4 protein-coding genes are annotated in these 18,561 nt (G+C 63.4%); 1 reads left to right on the top strand and 3 read right to left on the bottom strand.

Translation table 11 applies throughout. From position 1 onward, the window contains the following. Nucleotides 1-90: 90 nt before the first annotated feature. From GGD63_RS33775 to GGD63_RS33765, 3 genes are all read right to left on the bottom strand, one after another. Complete coding sequence (locus GGD63_RS33775) at nt 91-360, bottom strand: hypothetical protein (protein WP_183248640.1); 270 nt, start codon at nt 358-360, stop codon at nt 91-93. 62 nt (nt 361-422) lie between these two features. Next, the gene (locus GGD63_RS33770; RefSeq protein WP_183248637.1) at nt 423-7,370 is read right to left on the bottom strand and encodes a hypothetical protein; all 6,948 of its coding nucleotides are present in this window, start codon (nt 7,368-7,370) and stop codon (nt 423-425) included. Nucleotides 7,371-7,407: 37 nt separating this feature from the next. After that, complete coding sequence (locus GGD63_RS33765; RefSeq protein WP_183248636.1) at nt 7,408-14,745, bottom strand: apolipoprotein A1/A4/E family protein; 7,338 nt, start codon at nt 14,743-14,745, stop codon at nt 7,408-7,410. A 558-nt stretch (nt 14,746-15,303) separates the two neighbouring features. Here GGD63_RS33765 and GGD63_RS33760 point away from each other — a divergent pair. Further along, nucleotides 15,304-18,147: a patatin-like phospholipase family protein gene (locus GGD63_RS33760; RefSeq protein WP_183248634.1), complete on the top strand. Its 2,844-nt coding sequence runs from the start codon at nt 15,304-15,306 to the stop codon at nt 18,145-18,147. Nucleotides 18,148-18,561: the final 414 nt, after the last annotated feature.

Here is an 18,561-nt window from a genome sequence, read left to right as displayed (position 1 = left end):
GGATAGCGAGCTCAGGCCCGCTATCCGTTCTGCGGCTCGTCGATATTCCGGAGCGGCTCCTCTCTCCGTCGGATGCACGCGCAGTGTCCTTCAGCCGAAAAACGTGGTGACGTTCGTCCAGGTATCCGTGCTCTCATGCTCGGCGGTCTTGTCCGCATTGTCGGTAAGCTGCGCCCACCACTTGATGTGAATGTTGCCGTTGCCGTCTGCCTGAACCTGAACGTCAAGGCGCTGGTCGCGGTTGAGGCGAGTCCGGTCCTGAACCAGCGTCGGATCTCCTTGCCCGTCGGTCATGTTGAAATCCCACGCCATCACGTAGAGGTCGCCCTGGTCGTCATTGTGCAGCGTCACGGTCGTCATGCTTCCCTCCTCTGTTGTTGGTTTGTCAGGGCGCGGCTCGATCGCCAGCCGCGCGGCAGCCATTACTTCTTCAGCGAGACCTCGATCGGCTTCGAGATGCCCAGGATGCGTCCCGGCGCATCCGGGGCGTCCATGTTGATGTCGCTGTCGAAAGGCTCGCTGAAATAGTCGATCAGCGAGGCCGGCGGATTTGCCGGCTGCGTCGGGTCGAGTTGCAGATGCATGAGCGACATCAACCGTACGCGCGCCCCGCGCAGCTTGACGGCGGCGATGTCGCTTGCGGTCGTGGCGCTTGCCGGCCAGATCAATTTCATGGTGACGGGGCCGGATACGCCGTCCTCGATGCGATAGACCGCCAGCGGCCTTTCGCGGACGCGATCGAAGGCGTCACTGATGAACTCGGTCACGACAGCCGCGACGGTGCACCGGATCTGCGACGTCTGGTCTGTCGCCAGCCAGGCGACGGACTGAAGCGGTTGTGGCTGGGCTGCGTCGTCAGCCGCGAAGCCGAGCTGCGGAACGTTCTTCGCGTCCAGCGTGGCCCTGAGTTTCGTGACCGGGCACATCTGCGGCGTCGCAGGGTCGGCGACCGTCTTCGCCTCGAAGGTGGACACGTCCTGGGTGAACTGACACCAAACCGGCGCCGTGAACGGCGTGAGCCGGACACCGGTCGCCTTTGCGACGTCTGCCGGAGTCGCGGGGAGCGGCTTGGCGACTTCCGTCACATTGACGTAGACCGGATCCGAAGGCCTGAAAACCTTGCCGCCGGCCAGCAGTGGCAGACAGGCGATGGTCACCCATGCGCCGGCCTGCGAGCGCGCCAGCCCGTCGCCGTCGCCGTCGTCGATCAAGAGCCGGACCGAGACGTCGAGCACCGGCTCGTATGGCTTCTCGCTGCGTTCGGGCTTCTCGCGCTGCGACAGCACCAGGCGGAGCCAGATGCGGCTGGTCGGCTTCAACCCGACATCGTAAGTCCCGGCCGGACCGAGGTCGCTGTTGAGGAAAATCGACAGGGCGTCGCGCTTGACGGTGGCGGCGACGTGGATGAAGCGCTGCGACCACAGCGGCGCCGGGTCGGACTTCACGGTGCCTTTCAGGACGCTGATGGTCGCGCCGGCCCCGCTCTCGTCGAGCTCGGGAAAATCGATCACGAGGCCTTCATGATATTCCGCCGGGACAGGTGCGGTCTCGGCCTTGGCGAGGTCGATCGCCTCCGAGCTCAGGAGCAGTCTGGTTGCCGTGCCGCCATTGCTGACCGGAACGGGATTGCTCAGTGACAGCTCCGTTGCCTCGACGCGGCGGAAGCGCAGCCGCGCCATCGTCCATGGCTGGATCTTGATGTTGGCAAGCCCGGTGATGTTCGGATCGGCGACGATGTCGCTCTGCCCGGAGATCGGCGTCGTCAGGAAGCCGGAGCGGCCGAAATGCGGGGCTTCGGTCTCGAGGTCAAACGTGTAGCCGATCGGGCCGTCGAGCCGGAGCGGAATCGGGCGCCCCGAATGCGCGTTGCCGGTGAGAATCGGATCCCGGCCGATCTGGGGCCAGAACCGCTGCATCTCGGATTGCAGGTTCGGCAGAATATCGTTGCCGCCTGCCCGCACCGATTGCAGCTGCTGCTCTGCCGTCGCGGCATCGACTTTTGCCTTCGTCAGCGCCTTGTCGGCGTTGCCGCTCCTCTTGACCGCGAGATCGAGCGCGTCCTTTGCGATCTGGTAGTCGGCCTGCTGCGCCGGCGGCACCGGCTGCGGGAAGACGCCAACTGCCGCTGCTGCGCGGCTGACCTCGTCCTGTGCCTTGGCGAGACCGGCTCCCGCGAGCGTCACGCCCTGTGTGCGCGCGAACGCGTTGAAGGTCGCGACCGCCAGACGGAATTTCTGGCGCGCCGTGGAATCCTTCGGCATCGAAGCGAAATCGGCATAGGCCTGCGCGATGTCGGCGGCGAGCCTTTGCGCGTCCTGCTCGACGCCGGTCCACACGATCGGTGCGTCCGGCAGCGGATGCCGTGCATAGTCCAGCACGGCCTCGAGCCCGTCACCGATGTGGAAATCGGCAAACATCGGCTCGGAGAAAATCGCGAGCAAGGGCGGCACTGCGACATCCGACATCACCGTTTCGGTCAGCGGCAGCACCAGCATCAGGCCGGGCCGCTTGAGCTTGCGGCCGGTGTCGCGGTCGCGCACGACCAGGCTGTGCCAACTGACCGCCCGCTTGCGTTCGGGATCGACGTGACTGTAGCTGACGAGCGCCTGCCCGGGCTTCATCGCCGCGTAGCGGCTGGTTGCCTGGAGGGCGAAACGCCACCAGTTCGCGCCACCGCGGTAGAGCAGCTCCTTGACGAACACCGGCGGGCGGGTATCGGCGTTCCCGGGCAGGATGCTTCCACCGCTGTTCACCGGCGGCAGCACGTGCGCTAGCTGGAGCTTCATCTCCTCGACCAGTCCGATGTCGTTGTCGCGGCGGCCGGTGAAGGCGATGTTCTCGAAATCCTTGACGGCGCCATCGGTGAGCCGGCGTCCCTGATCCGCGACGGCCGGGTCGAAGCCGGGCACGGGCCTGGGCGTGGGGACAGTACCGGTGCCGAACGATTGCGGCGCGGGCATCGTGCCGAGCGGACGGCCGCGCCATCCCCATCGCTGGCTGAGCAGCGAGAGCCGGTTCACATATCGAACCTTCGGATAGGCGTTCAGAACGAAATCATGGTCGAGGCCGATCTGTGCCCGGTCGCCGGATCCGCTGAGCGCCTTCAGGCGATTGATCGACATCGGATTGACATTGTACAGATCCGGCAGGACGTCGGTCGCGACTTCGAAGGTGCGAACCAGCGGGCTGCCAAGCCGGTATGCCTTGCCCGATATCATAACCTTGCGCAGACCCTGCCACGCGCCTTTGCCGAAGCGGGCGATCGTCGCGGGCAACGACGCGGCGAAGCCCTGCTTGTCCTCAGGCACTGCGCCGTAGAATCTGATCTCGTAGACGCCGCCGGCTGCAAAGGTGATCTCCCTGGCCGCCCCGTCCGCGTTCTTGGACAGGGCCGCCGACCCTGCGACACGGACCGTCAATTTCGGGTCGGGGCCCCGGCTCTTGCCAAAACCCCTGATGAGCGCCGATTTTGCCGACCAGCTCGTGGCCAGCGGCGCGCGGTCGCGCCATTGCGGATTCGGAAACAGCTCGACCAGCTCCACCACCACGCGTTCCACGGCGGGATCGTCGATCGTCAAATCGTCCTTGTGCGCGGGCGTGTCGAGCACCAGCATCTTGTGGGCCAGATCGAGCGTTTGCTGAATCTCCTGATCGCCCAGGTCCCAGTTGATCCAGCGCTCGAAGGTGCTGAACTCGACGGCGGGCCGTCGAACCCTGATCGTCACGCTGCCGAGGACTGTTGGAGATGGCGTGATGCCGTCGAGCACGGTGATGACGCGCTTCTGCTGCCCCATCTCCGGCAACGGGATCTGACGCGGGTCGGACAGGTGATGGTCGCTTTCCTGCCCGGTGCCGAGCGACACGACGGGTGGGATGAACGTCGCGTCGCTGGTCGACACGTTGGTGACGGCGACCGAAAAGGCCTGCCAGCTCGAGAAGTCGACCGGTGTTGCATTGACGGTTCGCGCCGATCCAAATCGCGGCGGCCGCTCGACAAAGACATCCGCCGGCTGGGCCTGGGAGAAGATCTCGATGCCGTATCGTCCGGCGATGATGCGCACGCCGAGACTGGCGTCGTTCCAATCGCTTTCATTGATCGTGATCGGATCGAGCCGCTTGCCGTCGCGGGCCGTGATGTCGACCTGGAGCTTCTTCGGCTTCGACGACTGGTTGTCGCCTTTCGGCAGGCCGGCCAGATCGATCTGGATGACCCGCTGGACGGGGTCGACCGAGGTGAAGTCGAGAACGCCGTCGGTGCGCTCCTGGTTGCGATAGAAGAAGGCGGTTTCGCCTGCGGCCAGCGTGATCGCGACCGGCTGCATCGGTATCTCGGATGCGAGCGCCTCGACCCCCTCGGGAACGCCGGGCAGTTCCTTTTCGCCGGAGATGCGCGGCGTACCGACCGGCGTGGTGCGCTGATAGTCGGTGTGGCGAACGAGATCTTCGAACGTAACGGGCTGTCCGGTCGCATTGTCGGTCAGTCCGACCAGATAGTGATCGAGATCGTCGCTGGTGAGGGTGAGGCGTGAGCCGGGAACGGACGTTCCGCCGGGGCCCGTGACCGGATTCTTCGGGCGCATTTTCGTCGCGACCATCGGGTGTGCGGGATCGCGCAGATACGGCGCCAGCGCGCCGCCATGGCCGATCAGATAAGGCAGGAAGAAATATCGCTTGCCGAAGCAGAGCGCGGGCAATTTCCCGCTCGCACCTTCAGGGAATCCGTAGGCCTCGATGCGCCGGGGGACGGCGCGCGCCGATTTCGGCGCGGTGTGCACGGGATCGTGCGGCATCTCGCCGACCAGCGAGCGGTTCTCGTAGGAGAGATTGGCCGCGCGAACCCCGCCGATCTCGCCGATTTGCAGAGGGACCGGATCGAACGGCTCTTTCCGGACCGCATCAAGGCCTTTCAGCGGCTTGCGGACGTTGGTCGCGGCGTCGACGGGCGGCGCATACATCGACGCCAGATTGAGGCTGTACCAGATATCGCTCGCGGGCCAGTGATCACCGGGATTGCCGGACGTGCCGACGAGCACGCCGGTGCCGGCGAACATCGACCAGATGTCTTCGGTGCCCGCGATCGGCTGCGGCTGGTCGATCGGAAACACGACCGGCTGTGCCTTGGCGCTCAGTGCATAGCTGGCGGCGTCTGACGCGAGCGCGGCAAAAAGATTGACGGCCTTCCCTTTCGCGTTCTCGATCGCGATGTCCCTGGCCTGTTTGAACAGGGGTTCGACGACCGTGACGTCGCTCGACCCGATTGGGGCGATCGGTGACGAAGCTGCTGCCGCGAGCGCCTCCACGATTCGGATGGCTTCGTCGCATTCGGCTCCGAGGCGGTACTCCGCCCAGTTGGCAAGGGCGATTGCGATCTTCTCGGCAGGGGACGACGCCGCCGTGCCCGCGGGGGTTCCGTCGTGCTTGTCGCCGGCCACGATCGACGGAATGAAGGGGGCGGCATGCAGCAGGGTTGCATTGGTGCGCAGCGCGGCCTCGGGCATCGCCGCCAACAGGGCGTTGACGACGTCCTGCGACACGGATTGCGGAGCGATCGTGGCTTGCGCTGCGCCGGCAGGCAGTTGCAGCGTGATCGAGGCCCGCCGATTGGGGAGCGATACCCTGTCGAAATCGAAGCTCTGGGCTTTTGCCGTACCGCCATCGATCGAGATCTGGAAGCTGGGCTGCGGTGGGGGCGGCGGCGGAGGAGGTGGCCCGCCACCCGGTGGCGGCAAGGCGACCACCGAGGCGATCGGCGCCGGCGCCACGGTCAAGGTCAGGGTGTGGCTGCCGATCGTGGCGATCGGATCGGTCTGGATCGTCGCGATCGCCTTGGCATAGCCGTCAAAGAACAGCTCCGCGACGATCACCGCATTGGCCTGTGTGGTGGTCAAGGCGAAGCTGATGCCGGCGCCGCGGCTGTCGGGCGCGGTGAGGGCGCTCAGGTCGAACAGTCCGAACGCTCCGTCGGGATCCGCCACGACGTGGCCACCGCTCCATCGCGTCGCGGTGAAGCGCATCAGCGGTGTCGCCGTCGCCGTCAGTGTCTTGGCCGCTGCCGCCGAATTCTGCCAATGGCTGAGCAGGAACGCCGTCAAGCCGGCCGGCGTATCGACAATCGGATCGTTCGTCTCCGCCGGCGTCTCTTTCTCACTGCCGACCAGGCCTTGCAGGCGCTCGTCGGTCCAGACCTGCAGTTTCTCCAGCGTCATGAAGCCCGGAAGCGTCGCGTCGAGCGAGGTCGGGTCGCGCGCGGCTTCGCGGGCGGTGAGGCCCGCCAGAAAGTTCTGGTTGTCGCGGCTTGGGTGAGCGCGCGCGAACGCGAGCGGAAGCGGGGTCGCCGCGCGGGTGCCGGTCGCCGCCGGCGCCAGCACGCGCCAATACGTCGCCGCAAGCAGAAGCCGAAGCGCCGAGCGCTTCGCGTGGGTATCCGGCACCGCCTGCAACAGCGCGACTTGCGCCGGGCTGCGATCGGCCGGCGGCGTGCCGTTTGCGATCGCGCACTGGATCAGCGCCTGTTCGAGCCCCTGTGCAAATCCCTTCGCGGGATCGAGGATTTCGGCGATCTGCGCCGGGAGTTGCACCATCCAGTCCTGGCCGGTGACGGAAGCCCAGCCTCTCGCACCTCCGATCAGGAATTTGTCCTTCAGCAGGATGCGCTTGCCGACGTCGGGCGCCTCGGCGAGCCGGTCGATGACGGCGCTGCCGGGGATTGCGGGTGCGGTCACCGCTGCGTAGTCGCATGTCCAGAGATGATGGCCGCTGGCGCTGTTTTTGGGTTGCGGCTTGGCCGGGTCCTTGTACGTGGCCTGCGCGACCGAAGGTCCGTCGACGCCGAACAGCGGCACGATGACGAGCTCATATGTGTCGCCCGGTCGGGCGGTGTCGACCTGCAAGCAGGTCCACACCCTGTGCAGCTCCGGCCACGGCGCCGGAAAGGACGACAGGCTTTCGACGAAGCCGAATACGGTTTGATCTGCTAGCGAGGCACCGGGCGCCTCCAGCCGCCGATGGTCGCGCGCGAGCTCCGCGAGCATCTGATCGCGCGGCTGTTGCCATTCAGCCGGAGCCGTCGTCGGATACCGCGCGTCGGGATGGACGACCGGCGTCACCTTGGCCTCGACCGCGCCTGCCGGGTTGGCCGGGTCGACCCACCACCCCGCCCAGCTTGTCTTCTGGCCGGGATCCCAGCTTCCCGCGCCGGTCGTATCCGCGGTGGTCCATTCCCAGGGAACGAGCATGTGCCAGTCGCTGTTTTGCGCCTGGTCGGTATCGCCGACGCTGATCCAGGCGCTCAGCCGCGCACCAACATAGGGTTTTGAATCGAAGTCGGGCAGCTGGTCGATTTGAACGTTGATTTGAAGTGCGCGCGCCATCACTGCTACTCAAAATAACGAGTTCAAAAATGTCGGGTTACTCGAAGCTGCTCGAATAGGAGACGCTTCGCGATTCCTTCTTCTCGCCGGCAAAATTGTATTCCACGTGCTCGGTCACGTTCAGCGTGAAGAACACGCTGATCTTGATCGACAGGTTCAGCGTGCCCGATGCGATCATCTGCGAGCCGTCATAGGTGATCGCGAGCAGCAGGCTGAGCCCGATGGTGATCAGTCCGGCGACATCGACATTGCCGCGGATCAGCAGGAACACCGTGACCGCGGTCGTCGAGCCGCCCGGTCCCGTGCTCCAGGTGATCGCGATCGCGCAGCCGACCTGGACATAGACGCCGCCCGATACGACGCCGAACGAGAAGGCGAGGCCGACGCCCGCGACGATCCCGACCTGGAGCGTGAACATCAAGAGCGGCGCGGGCTTCGCCATCGGCATGTAGGACAGCCGCGTGGTGACGAAGCCGCCGCCGTTGAGGATCCAGACGTTGAGCGTGAAGGGCGCGGTCATCGCACCGACACCGAGCTCGGCGAAGATCTCGAATTCGGGCAGCGCGGTCACGCCGAACAGGACGTGGAGCGACAGATCGTCGATGCCGAACACGCCGGTCTGGATCGGCGGCAAATCGAGATCGAGGCAGGCAGCGATGCCGCTGGGAACGCCGCCGAACATGTAGGGGACGATCTCGAAGTCCCCGCCCTCGCCGGTCGACTCGATCATGTCGGTCAGGAACTGGAGCGCGTCCGCGAGCACGACCCTGTCGGGCTGGATGTTGAAGCTGATGCGGCCGGTCTCGTCGAAGGTGAGCCCGGTTTGCTGGAAGGTCAGGATGTCCTGCCCGGCACAGACCAGGCGCCAGTCTCCGAACAGTTTTCCGTGCATCGATTTCTGGGTGCCGGCACGCCCCGCGGCGACCCGCGCCGAGGCGGTGAACTCCGCCTGGTCGATCATGATCTGGATCGGGCCGAAATCCATCAGCGGCGCCGCGCTGGCGAACGGCACATCGACATCGGCCTGGAGCCAGGCGCTCAGCTGGGCCTGGTCAAACCCGTGCGTGACCTTGACGGCCTTGCTGTCGGTGAGATCCGGGAAGCCCAGATTCTTGAACAGGCCGTCGAGCTTGATGCCCGAAAAATCCGGAAACATCTTCGAGATGTCGAGATTCTTGAGCGCGTCCGGCATCAATTGATCGCCGATCGACGACGCGGGCAAGCGGATGCCGAACGACGTGAGCAGATCGTTGGCTGACGCGGCGGCCGCGCCCAGTGCCGCCGCACTGTCTGCAACGCGATTGACCAGCGAGATCGCCGGCGTCATGTCGACGACCTTGTTCGCCTCCTGGAAGACGTAGGCGACCTGCGGCCGGTTGAAGCCGAGCTGGTCGGTCTTCGGCGGATCGCCGACGGCGCGCAGCAGGCGCAGGGTGTCGGACCCCTGCTGGAAGATGCGCTCTCCTTCCTTGGCCAGATCGGCGGGATCGCGGCCGCCGAGATAGTCCGCCGCGCGCTGCTGGAGCCCTCCTAGCGTCTCGCGCGCGCGGGCCTCCATCTGCCGGCCGACCTGGGTCACGGCGTTCTGCGCATTCTGCGCCAGCTGGGCGACGTCGCCGGCAATGCCGTCGAGCGCCTGATCGAGCTGGGCCTGATAGCCCGCCAGCTGATCGTCGATCCAGGCCTTCGCCGTGTCGGCCGTGTTGTAAATCTGATCGATCGCGCCTTCGAACGCGCCGCAAACATCTTTGGCGGCGGCAACCAGAGTCGATTGGGCCGCCTGAATGTCTGAATCCAGGGCCGCCTTGATGGAATCGACGGTATTCTTGAGGCCCGTCGGGACCGCAGCGATCTTGTCGGCCAGCTCGATCAGCCGGGCCGTAATCTGGTCGGTCGGCAGCCCCTCGATGTCATCGCCGAGCTTCTTGATGAGGTCTTGCGCCGGTTGCAGCTGTTGCAGAACGGCATCCTGGACCTGCTGCGCGGTCTTGTCGATTGTCTTGGTCACGCCGGTAACGGCGCTGCCCGTCGCCGAAAGCGCCGCACGGGCGTCGAGCTTGTCGCTGATCTCGTCGATCTTTTTCTTCGCGTCCTCGACGGCCGCTTTTGCCGCGGCGACGTCGGTGTTCAACGCCGACAGGGCGGTTGCGATGCTGGCTTCGACCTTGTTGAGGACCGAGTCCAGCACCATCAGCACCGTTCGCGCCGGCTGTGGCAAGGCATTGGACGATGCCTCGGTCATGAACTGACCGATTTGCGCCCGGATCTTGCCGAATTGATCAGTCGCGGTGTTCAACGCCGCCGCAGCAGCCGGGAGCTGATTGTTCGTGATATTGTTGAGCGCATTGTCGATGCTTGTCTTTGCGGCTTCCTTTTGCGCATCGAGCTTCAGGATGATCGAATCGACCCCTGCGCCGATCTTGGTGGCGATGGCGTCGGCATTGGCGGCGGCCTGGGACAGGCCGGCGCCGGTTGCATTGGAAAGATCCGTCAGGCGCTGCGATAATCCGCCGATCAGATCCTTGACGATCTTCTTCTTCGCATCCGTGGCCTGCCCGACCAGCAGGGCGGCGGTTGCCTTGATCTGATTGGCCTCGCCCGTCAGCGTGGCATCGATCGTGGTGACGAGTTGATTGGCTCGATCCTTCGCACGGCCGATCTGGGCGCTGACTTCCGCCTTGATGCGATCGGCCTGCTCGTCGCAAAGCGACTTGGCGAGGCCAGTCACCGTGTTGCGGTCCGGCCATTTCTTGTCGGCCTCGGTGAATTTCTTCGTCAGGTTCTTGACCTGGTCGGCGATCGGAAGCTTGGCAGCTGCGTCCTTGATCGCCTGCTTGATCGACGCCGGGCTGGCGTTCGGCAACGTCGCCGCCACGCGCGCCGCTTCGCTCAACCGTCCGGTGAGGGCGTCGAGGTCGAGACGGAACGACGAGACGGCGTCCGCCACTTTGGTGACGACGACGGCCGCGGCCGGATTGGGGTCCGTTTTCGGCGGCGCAGCAGCGGTTGCGCGCCCGATCGTCACGTTGCGCAGCTGTGCCGCCGGGCCCTTGTCCTGCCGGCCATGCGTGATCGAAACCGTCTCCCTCGACGGCACGATGCCGATGGTGAGGCGCTCATAGCCGCCGACGTGTTCCGGCTCGGGCGGAAGCAGGCCGTCATGCAGGTCGCCCGTGACGGGTGTCCGCTTGCCGGCTTGCGGCAGCGGCAAATCGATGAAGTCGATGTTGCAGACCGGATGCCAGGTATCGGTATCGTCCGTCTCGCCCTTTCTCAGATCGACCGTGGTGTAGAATGTGAGCTTCTCGGGCTCGGCGATCTCGAGCGCCTTTTCCACGCCGGCTTCGCCCATCACCAGAAAGCGGATTTGCGGCTTTGGATACACGAAGGTGGGATCATCGGGATTGTCGGCGTTCTCCGGCGGCTGGTCGAACGCCTTGTTCCACAGCGGGACTTGCCATCCCTCCTTGCGGACGTCGCCGCCCCACCGGCTGTCGACCCGGATCCTCCGTGCCACGAACTCGACGCCGGTCAGGCAGCCGGCGGCCTCGATCGCGTTGCCCTGTTCGGGATAGCGGCGAACCTGCTCGATCAGCTCGACATATTCCTCCACCTTGCGAAGCACCGGCCGTCCACGCAGCTGGTCCTGCTCCAGGCCGATCGGCGCCGTGTTGTAGAACTGGGCCGAGGGCACCACGCTGCGCTCATAGACAATGATGTGCTTGGCCTTGTTCCACAGCGCGCCGACGCGGCCGATACGCTCAAGCGCGTAGCGGTGGACTCGGCCCATCGTGGTTTCGGTCGTGATCGCGGTCAGCCTGTGATCGAATAAGCCGCGCTGGGTGCCCCATCCGCCGAGCGCGGAGAGATGGACGGATCGTGCCCAGCCGCCGTCGGAGGCGACATTGCGGTAGACGCTGCGCAGAATGTTGCTGCTTTCGAACGCCCACGGGACGCCGCCGGGAAAGCTGCGCGCGTCGCTGTCCTTGTCGACGCCTTCGCTGATGAATGTGTCCCGTAGCGGCGGATCCAGATCGGCCGGCACGCCGCCGGGAACGGGCCAGCGGAATGCGGTGAGCGGACCGGACACAGCTGCGCTTTTGAATGTGACGGTCGTCGGCGCACCGGCTCCGCTGACATTTGCCGTGACCGCCTGCGGAGGCGTGGCAAAGTGCAGGTTGAAAGATCCCACCGACGGCGCGTCGGCTGAATAGTCCGCCGCCTTCAGCGGATCGCTGCCGTTGATCGCGTCCACCAGTGCCTGGGCGACCGCCTGCGGGTCCGGATTGCTCACGGCAGTGCTCAATGAAACCACGGTGCCGCCGCTCAGTGTCACGTTCAGGCTGATCGTATCGCCGACCTTCGGGGTCTGGATCGTCACGCTCATGACGCGCGGCACGGCCCGCGTCCTCAGCTTGAAGCTGGCATCCTGCTCGATGGTCAGCTCGTCCAGCGCGTCGCCCTGCCACAGGCGATCGACCGCGAGCCTTCGGTCCTGGGCGCGACGTATCGCGTTGAAAGCTTGAATATAGGCCCGGACGGTCGGCGTCGGTCCATCGGCGGAGATGTTGTTGACCGGCGCGCCGATGACGGCGCCGATTTCGGCAACCCGCACCCCGGCATCGGAGGGCTTCAGCCGGGTCATGATGCCGTACATCAATTCCAGCCTGAGGTCGCGCAGCCCTGCGCCCGGCGCGCGCTGGCCCGGATAGCCCATGATGCGGCGCAGATTCCAGCCGGGCTCGACATAGCGGGTGTCGAAAAAGGACGGGCTGAGGTCCAGTCGCGTCGCCGAGCCGAAGCGTGCCGCGGCAGGAACACCCTCGGCAATGTCCGCCGGGCGGCCTTCCTCGATGCCGCGGTCCTTCTCCATGGCCTCGCCGATGACCTGCGGCGGCAGCAGCAGGCTGACGGCTCCGTCAGTGCTGGCGAGACGCCACGACAGGCCGTTCTCGCCGGCAGCATTCCAGACCGCGACTTCGTTCGATTCATTGGTCTGCGCGTCGGCAAGGTTGCGCGTCTTGACGACCGCGATGCGGAATGGCGCGGGATCGATCACGAGCAATTTGTCGGACGCATCGTGAGGCGCGGGCAAAGGATTGACCTGGATCGCCTTCAACGACAGCTGGACGGTGTGATTGCGATGGCGGGCGACGGTCTCGTTGGCAAAAAGGGTGAGTTTTGCTTCCGTCGTTTCGGCGGGCGGCGTCAGCGGCAGCAGCAATGGTGCATCGGGATCTGGGCCGGTTTCGCGCAGTGCGTCGAGCACCCGGTCCTGGGTGGTGATCCGCGCATCGCTCGGCAGATCATCCTGGCCCGCCGGCAGAACGCTGCCGATCGGCAGCTTGACCAAGGCATCGATCGCCGACGCGATGAGGCCTCCGTTGGCGCCCGCCTCGAGCGCCAGCAGGCGCAGCATGCCGCCGGGTTCGAGGCTGTCCGGGAAGGCGGATTGCAGATCCATCTGGAGGGCGCCGATGCGGGCCGGCTTGGTCGATGCCGTCTTCTTGATGATCTTGATACCCAGCATCACGCCGCGATAGGCATCGACAGGGTCGCGGCCGCTGCCGGCTGGCTGGAATGCCGGTGGCCTGACCCACGGCGGCGATTGCGCCTCGCTCGGATCGGTAAAGACCGGTGCGCTCAGGATGACGTCGTAGGTCGGCGTCGCGCCGGATGTCAGAACCAGGCGAGGGAATTCGGCGCTGGCCGACACGCCGAACTCACCGGTGATCCCGAAAGGACCCTTTGGCTTGCCATTGTCAAAGAGCCAGTCCGCGCCGTGGAACATGTCACCGATGAAGCGCGGCTCCAGCGTCAGGAATTCGGCATCGATTTCGCGCGGCGACGTGGTCGTCGTGATCGTCCGGGCATAGGGGCGGCGGTCGATCATCGAGCCGACGAAATGCCAGGCCGGCGTGTACAGGCGCCTTGATCCGTCACTCCATCTGGCCGGCACCAGCGGATTTCCGTCCGCATCCTTGTCACCGGCCTTGATCGTCAGCCGCGGCAGCAGCGAGATCGGCGTGGCATCCTCGACTTGACGAAGCCCGGCGTGCAGCTCCTCGACCCGAGCATTGAAGGCTTCGATAATGGCCTTCGTGATGTCCTCGTCGCTGGCATAGTTGTAGGAGCGCGCGGTGAAGATCCATCGGGTCTGCCGGCTCGGCGAAAGCACCCAATTGACAGCCTGGCTCGGCTGCTCCTGCGCAAAGCGGATGTTTCTGGCGCCGAGCTGTAGCGATGGTGCGAATGGGACCTTGAGATCGCGATCGTCCGTGATGAAGTAGATCGCCTCGAAGCGCAGGGCCATCCGGTTGACGTCGATGAGGCGGAAGCCGAGCGTCCGGATCACAGAATCCGACGTAAATCCGATCTTGAGCGCGTCGAGGATGGGGACACGATTGGCGACCGGCGAGCCCGCCGCGCTGTCCGACGCACGCGCATCGGCGTCGCAGAGCTCGCTGAGGCAGGCGTTTCGCCTCGGCGGGATGTAGCGCGGAGCGTTGCTGCCCAGCGTGTAGCCGACCCGCATGTTGTCGAACAGAGGTCCGAGCGAAGGCGTCTTCGACGTGGTCGCCACGCGAGCGAACAGCGTGCCTTTGTCTCTCTGAGTGCCGATTTGGGCCGCGTAGAACCGGAAGAAGCCGCGATGCCGGCCGTCCTGGGTGTCGTGTCCGTTGAGCGCCAGGCGGACCTCGGCCAGCACGGCGAAGCCGAGAAGCTTGCCTTTCGCGCTCTCTTGTTTCTTGGCATCCGGACCGCCGGTCGCGATCGACATCGGGTCGGGGAACAGCAGAATGCGCGTGCCGGGCGGATCATTGTTCGGCGCCGGCGGCTGCGGATCGACTTTGCCGTCAGCCTTGATGAAGCGGCAGGTGTCGAGCGCCATCAACGGGCCGCCGGCGGAGGTCTGCGATGCGCCGAATGGCTGGGTATCCTTGTCATAGATCGCCAGCCGCACCACGTCGCGCAGCGGGATCGCGAAATTCAGCCGCGACACCGCGTTGGGACTCTTGGTGCCGGCATCGTCAATATAGGGGTGGATCGGCTCCTTGAGCTTCGCGATCAGGCTTGCGGAGAGCTCTTCCGCGGACAGCACGTCGGCTTTTTCGTCGCCGTCCAGCAGCACCGTCGGAGCAGGCCCGAACATGTCGTAATAGGTCGGCTTGTAGAAATCCTGCTGGAATGCCTCGAATGCTCCGGGCCCGCCGAGCGGATGCGGGATTTCAGACCACGGCTTCTTGCCACTCTCGCGGTTGGCATTGGCAAGCAATCGTTCGAGATCATCCAGCCGAAAAAGCGCGTAACGCCATTGCCAGGTAAAACTGGCAACGATCGTGGGGTCCACGATCGTGGCGCCGTCGGCGGCCACAGGCACCTCGCCAATGACGATGGCTTGGGGATGACCAGAATAAGCGCCGCCGTCACCTGGCCCCGTCCGCACGGCGATCAAAGCTATCCGACGCGGATCCTTTGGATCTGCCATCTCGCCCCCGCCAAAAATGATCTCGTCAAAAACAAAAAAGTACTATCTAAGATAGTGGCCGAGGAAGCGGGGTGTGTAAAGAGGGCCGAACGCGATCAAGTGAAGTTATTCGTTTGATGCGCCGGACAGTCGGATCGAGAACTGACATTGGTTAGCTTTGGGGGATGCGTCGTACGGGAGCCCTGCGAGAATGGCGGGGACGTCTTCATCATAATCCGGGGCACACCTTGCAAAGCCACGGTGCACGGCGATCTTTGCTGCCGCCTTAGTACGCCGCCGGCTCTAGCGCTCGCTACGGCCTGCCTCGAGCCATCGTTCCGCTCAGGCGCAGCCAACTGTCGCGCCACCGGTCCGGGTAGTTGAATTCGCCGCAACTGTCTTGACTCTCGCTCCAGTTGAACTACCGTTCAGGATGTATTTTGCACCCTAGTTTATTTTTTACCGATGGATGCTGCTACTTGGAAAGCTGTTGACGGGACACGGCCTGAGAAACGGCTCGAAGGCCCGAAGGCTCGTCAACCGAGCGAATATCCGATCGATCTTCTGACGGTTTTGCTGGAAGAACACGAAGACGTTCTCGCGAGGCGTAAGCTTGCAGATCCCGATAAGACACGTGTCGAAAGTGAAGCGAGCCCGGATGACTGCAAGCTCGAGATTAATACTGATGGAAACCCACTAGGGCCGTACCTGGAGAAGGCGCATCGGTGTCCGAACCTGAACGCGCTGTGTCTATCGGGAGGGGGAATTCGCAGTGCAGCGTTCGCGCTAGGGGTGATCCAAGGTTTTGCCAAATTCGGCTTGTTGGACAAGTTCGATCGCTTATCCACCGTCTCGGGCGGAGGGTACATCGGAAGCTGGTTGACGGCTTGGGTGCAAAGAAGCGGCTACCCGCGGGTGCTTTCCGACATTCACCCGAGCCGCATGCCCGATCCCCACTCGCCTGTGGCACATCTCTGGCGATACAGCCGATATCTTGCTCCTCGTGCTGGCCTTCTCTCGACCGATTTCCTGACGCTGATCACTCTCTACGTTCGCAATTTGTTGCTTAACTGGTTAGTATTGATCCCCTTTGTTGCTATCGGGATTGTAGCGATCAAGGCGATCGCGGTGATAAGCTGGTCAACATCGCCGTCGTCGTCTGGGATGTTGGTTTCTCTTGCGGTGATGTTCGCCGGCTGGGCTTTGCTCGATTCCCTTCTTCAGCGTCCGGGCTGGGAGGTTCGATCCGCCGGAGCCATACCATTCGGCGTCGCAGAACTCCTCCCGATGCTGCTGGGTGCGATTTGTGCGACCATGGCGATGCTGAGTAACAAGAGCGACATAGACGACAATGGCTCGCGAGTAATTTTGGACTTCGCCATGTGCGGTGCCGCCCTCGCTGCCACGGCATGGCTATTTGCCTACTATTTTGCGAACTTCGCACGCAATCGATCGAAGTCGGTCGAGTTCAACGTGGTTGATGCCTCAAGCGAACGTACTATTACCCATCACGTAGTGATTGCCGGACTGGCGTTCGCAGTTTCTGGCGCCTTCGTAGGCGTCCTCTTTGCATTGATCACGGTCCACACGGCCGATCTTCGCGATGATCTCGCAGTGTCGGCGATCATCACCCTAGGCCCAAGCGTCGTCATTCTGGCGCTCTTCGCAGGCGAACTTCTGTATGTAGGGCTGACGAGCTATGCTCCTTGGGGCGACGCAGAACGCGAATGGTTGGCTCGCTCGGGGGGCCGTCACGGTCTCGCAGCAGCTTTGTGGGGCGTCGCCGTCGGTACCGTCTTATTCGGGCCTTTGATTATTTCGTACTTTCAAGAGGCTGGAGCTGTCTCTTTGGCTGCCGCGGGTGGGGTGGCGGGAATGCTCATTGCCCTTCTGGGTAAGGCTCCGAGAACCGCTGCGATCGTCCGTGATACGGCCAAAAAGACTTTTTCAGATTATTCGATCGGAGCAATCCTGGCGCTTGCCGTTCCTATTTTTTCCGTCTGTTTACTGGCTCTGATCTCGTGGAGCCTAGACAAGCTTACGATTCAGTCTTCGCTCACACAATCAGCGCTTCTTAAATTAGAGCTATCGCCCTGGCGGCCATACTCGGTCGTTATCGTCTCATGTCTATTCGTGGGACTGCTGTTTTCATGCTTTGTGAATATCAATCGATTCTCGCTCCACAATGTGTACCGAAACCGATTGATACGCGCATTTTTAGGAGCATCAAACTTTCAGAGGGAACCTAGTCCCGAGACGGACTTCGACGATCGCGACAACCTCAGTATGCATGAATTGTGGCCATCGGCATCAATAACCAGTCCCGGCGCTCCGCCCCAGTTGCTCTACGTGAACATGTCGTTGAACGTGCTCCGCGGAAACGAGCTTGCATGGCAGGAGAGAAGGGCTTTGCCGTTCGTGGCGACTCCTCGGTATGTCGGCTGTGGCAGCCTACTTTGGATAGACTGCGAACCGAGCCAGCGATATGGGTGTTATCGTTCCGCACGCCTCTATGCGTGTGGTGAAAAGAAGCCGGGACTTAGGAAGGGGCTCACGCTTGGAACGGTAATGACGCTTTCAGGCGCCGCGGCAAGCCCCAATATGGGTTATCATTCCTCAGCGGCATTGAGCCTTCTCCTCACACTATTCAACGTTCGGCTGGGTGCCTGGTTTGCGAATCCGGGACCCGCAGGCTCCAAAAAGATACACTGTACCGGACCGGCGATTGCTGTGGGACCGCTTTTCCAGGAGGCCCTCGGGCTGACCGATGAAGATCGTGCATTCGTTTACCTGTCTGATGGGGGACATTTCGAAAATCTCGGCGCTTACGAAATGATACGCCGTCGGTGTCGATTCATCGTAATAAGCGACGCAGGCTGTGATGGGGACTACACGTTCGAGGATCTTGGAAGCTTAGTGCGAAAAGTTCGAATCGATTTCGGCGTCGATATTCAGTTTTTCGGTTTGGAACGCCTGAAGGGCCGCAGCGAGTCCAGCTCCAACGACGCTCCTGTCGCGGCGATTGCTGACGTCATTTATCCGGAACTGCCGGGTTGGCCAGGCAAATTACTATACATCAAGCCGGGGTACCGCGGCGGGAGTGAGCCTGCATCTGTGCGTAGCTATGGGCAAATGCACCCGGAATTCCCGCACGAATCAACCGCGAACCAGTTCTTCGGGGAGTCACAATTCGAAGCGTATCGCGCGCTGGGAGAGTACTCGGTCCAAAATCTGGCGCCTGCAGGCAGCTTTAATGAAGGGGATATCGCCAGCTTTATGGCGGCTGTTGAAGAAAATTTGAGGAGATAGTGGATGCGAGCGCAATCTATACTGTTAGCTGTCCTAACTTCGCTGGGCTCATCTCCCTCCTTTGCTGGTGATCCTCAAGACCTAAGCACATGCCAGTCACTGGCTGTGAAAGGACAGCCTGGACTTTATCTGCGCACGTCTAGTGGCCAGCTACTGAACGTAAACGGATCTTCCGTTGTCTACGAACCAGAAGCTAGGCTGTACTACGTCGGCAACAAACGTCCCGAGAGAGAAGCAGTTTGGACAGTGCGAACGAAAACTGTCGCTCGTTCGGCGAAGGCCAACGAGGCGATGCTCTGGCGGCCCGGGATAGTGACGGAATGCTCCGGCGGCAGAACATTAGAGAGTTTCGGCCGGGACGATAGGTTCGTGTCTTTGCAGCGCTATTATCAGCACCATGCGCCGCCGTCGGCG

It is taken from the genome of Bradyrhizobium sp. cir1 (genome assembly GCF_014198245.1).
Lineage (GTDB): Bacteria > Pseudomonadota > Alphaproteobacteria > Rhizobiales > Xanthobacteraceae > Bradyrhizobium.
This window is presented reverse-complemented; position numbering and strand designations above follow the sequence as displayed.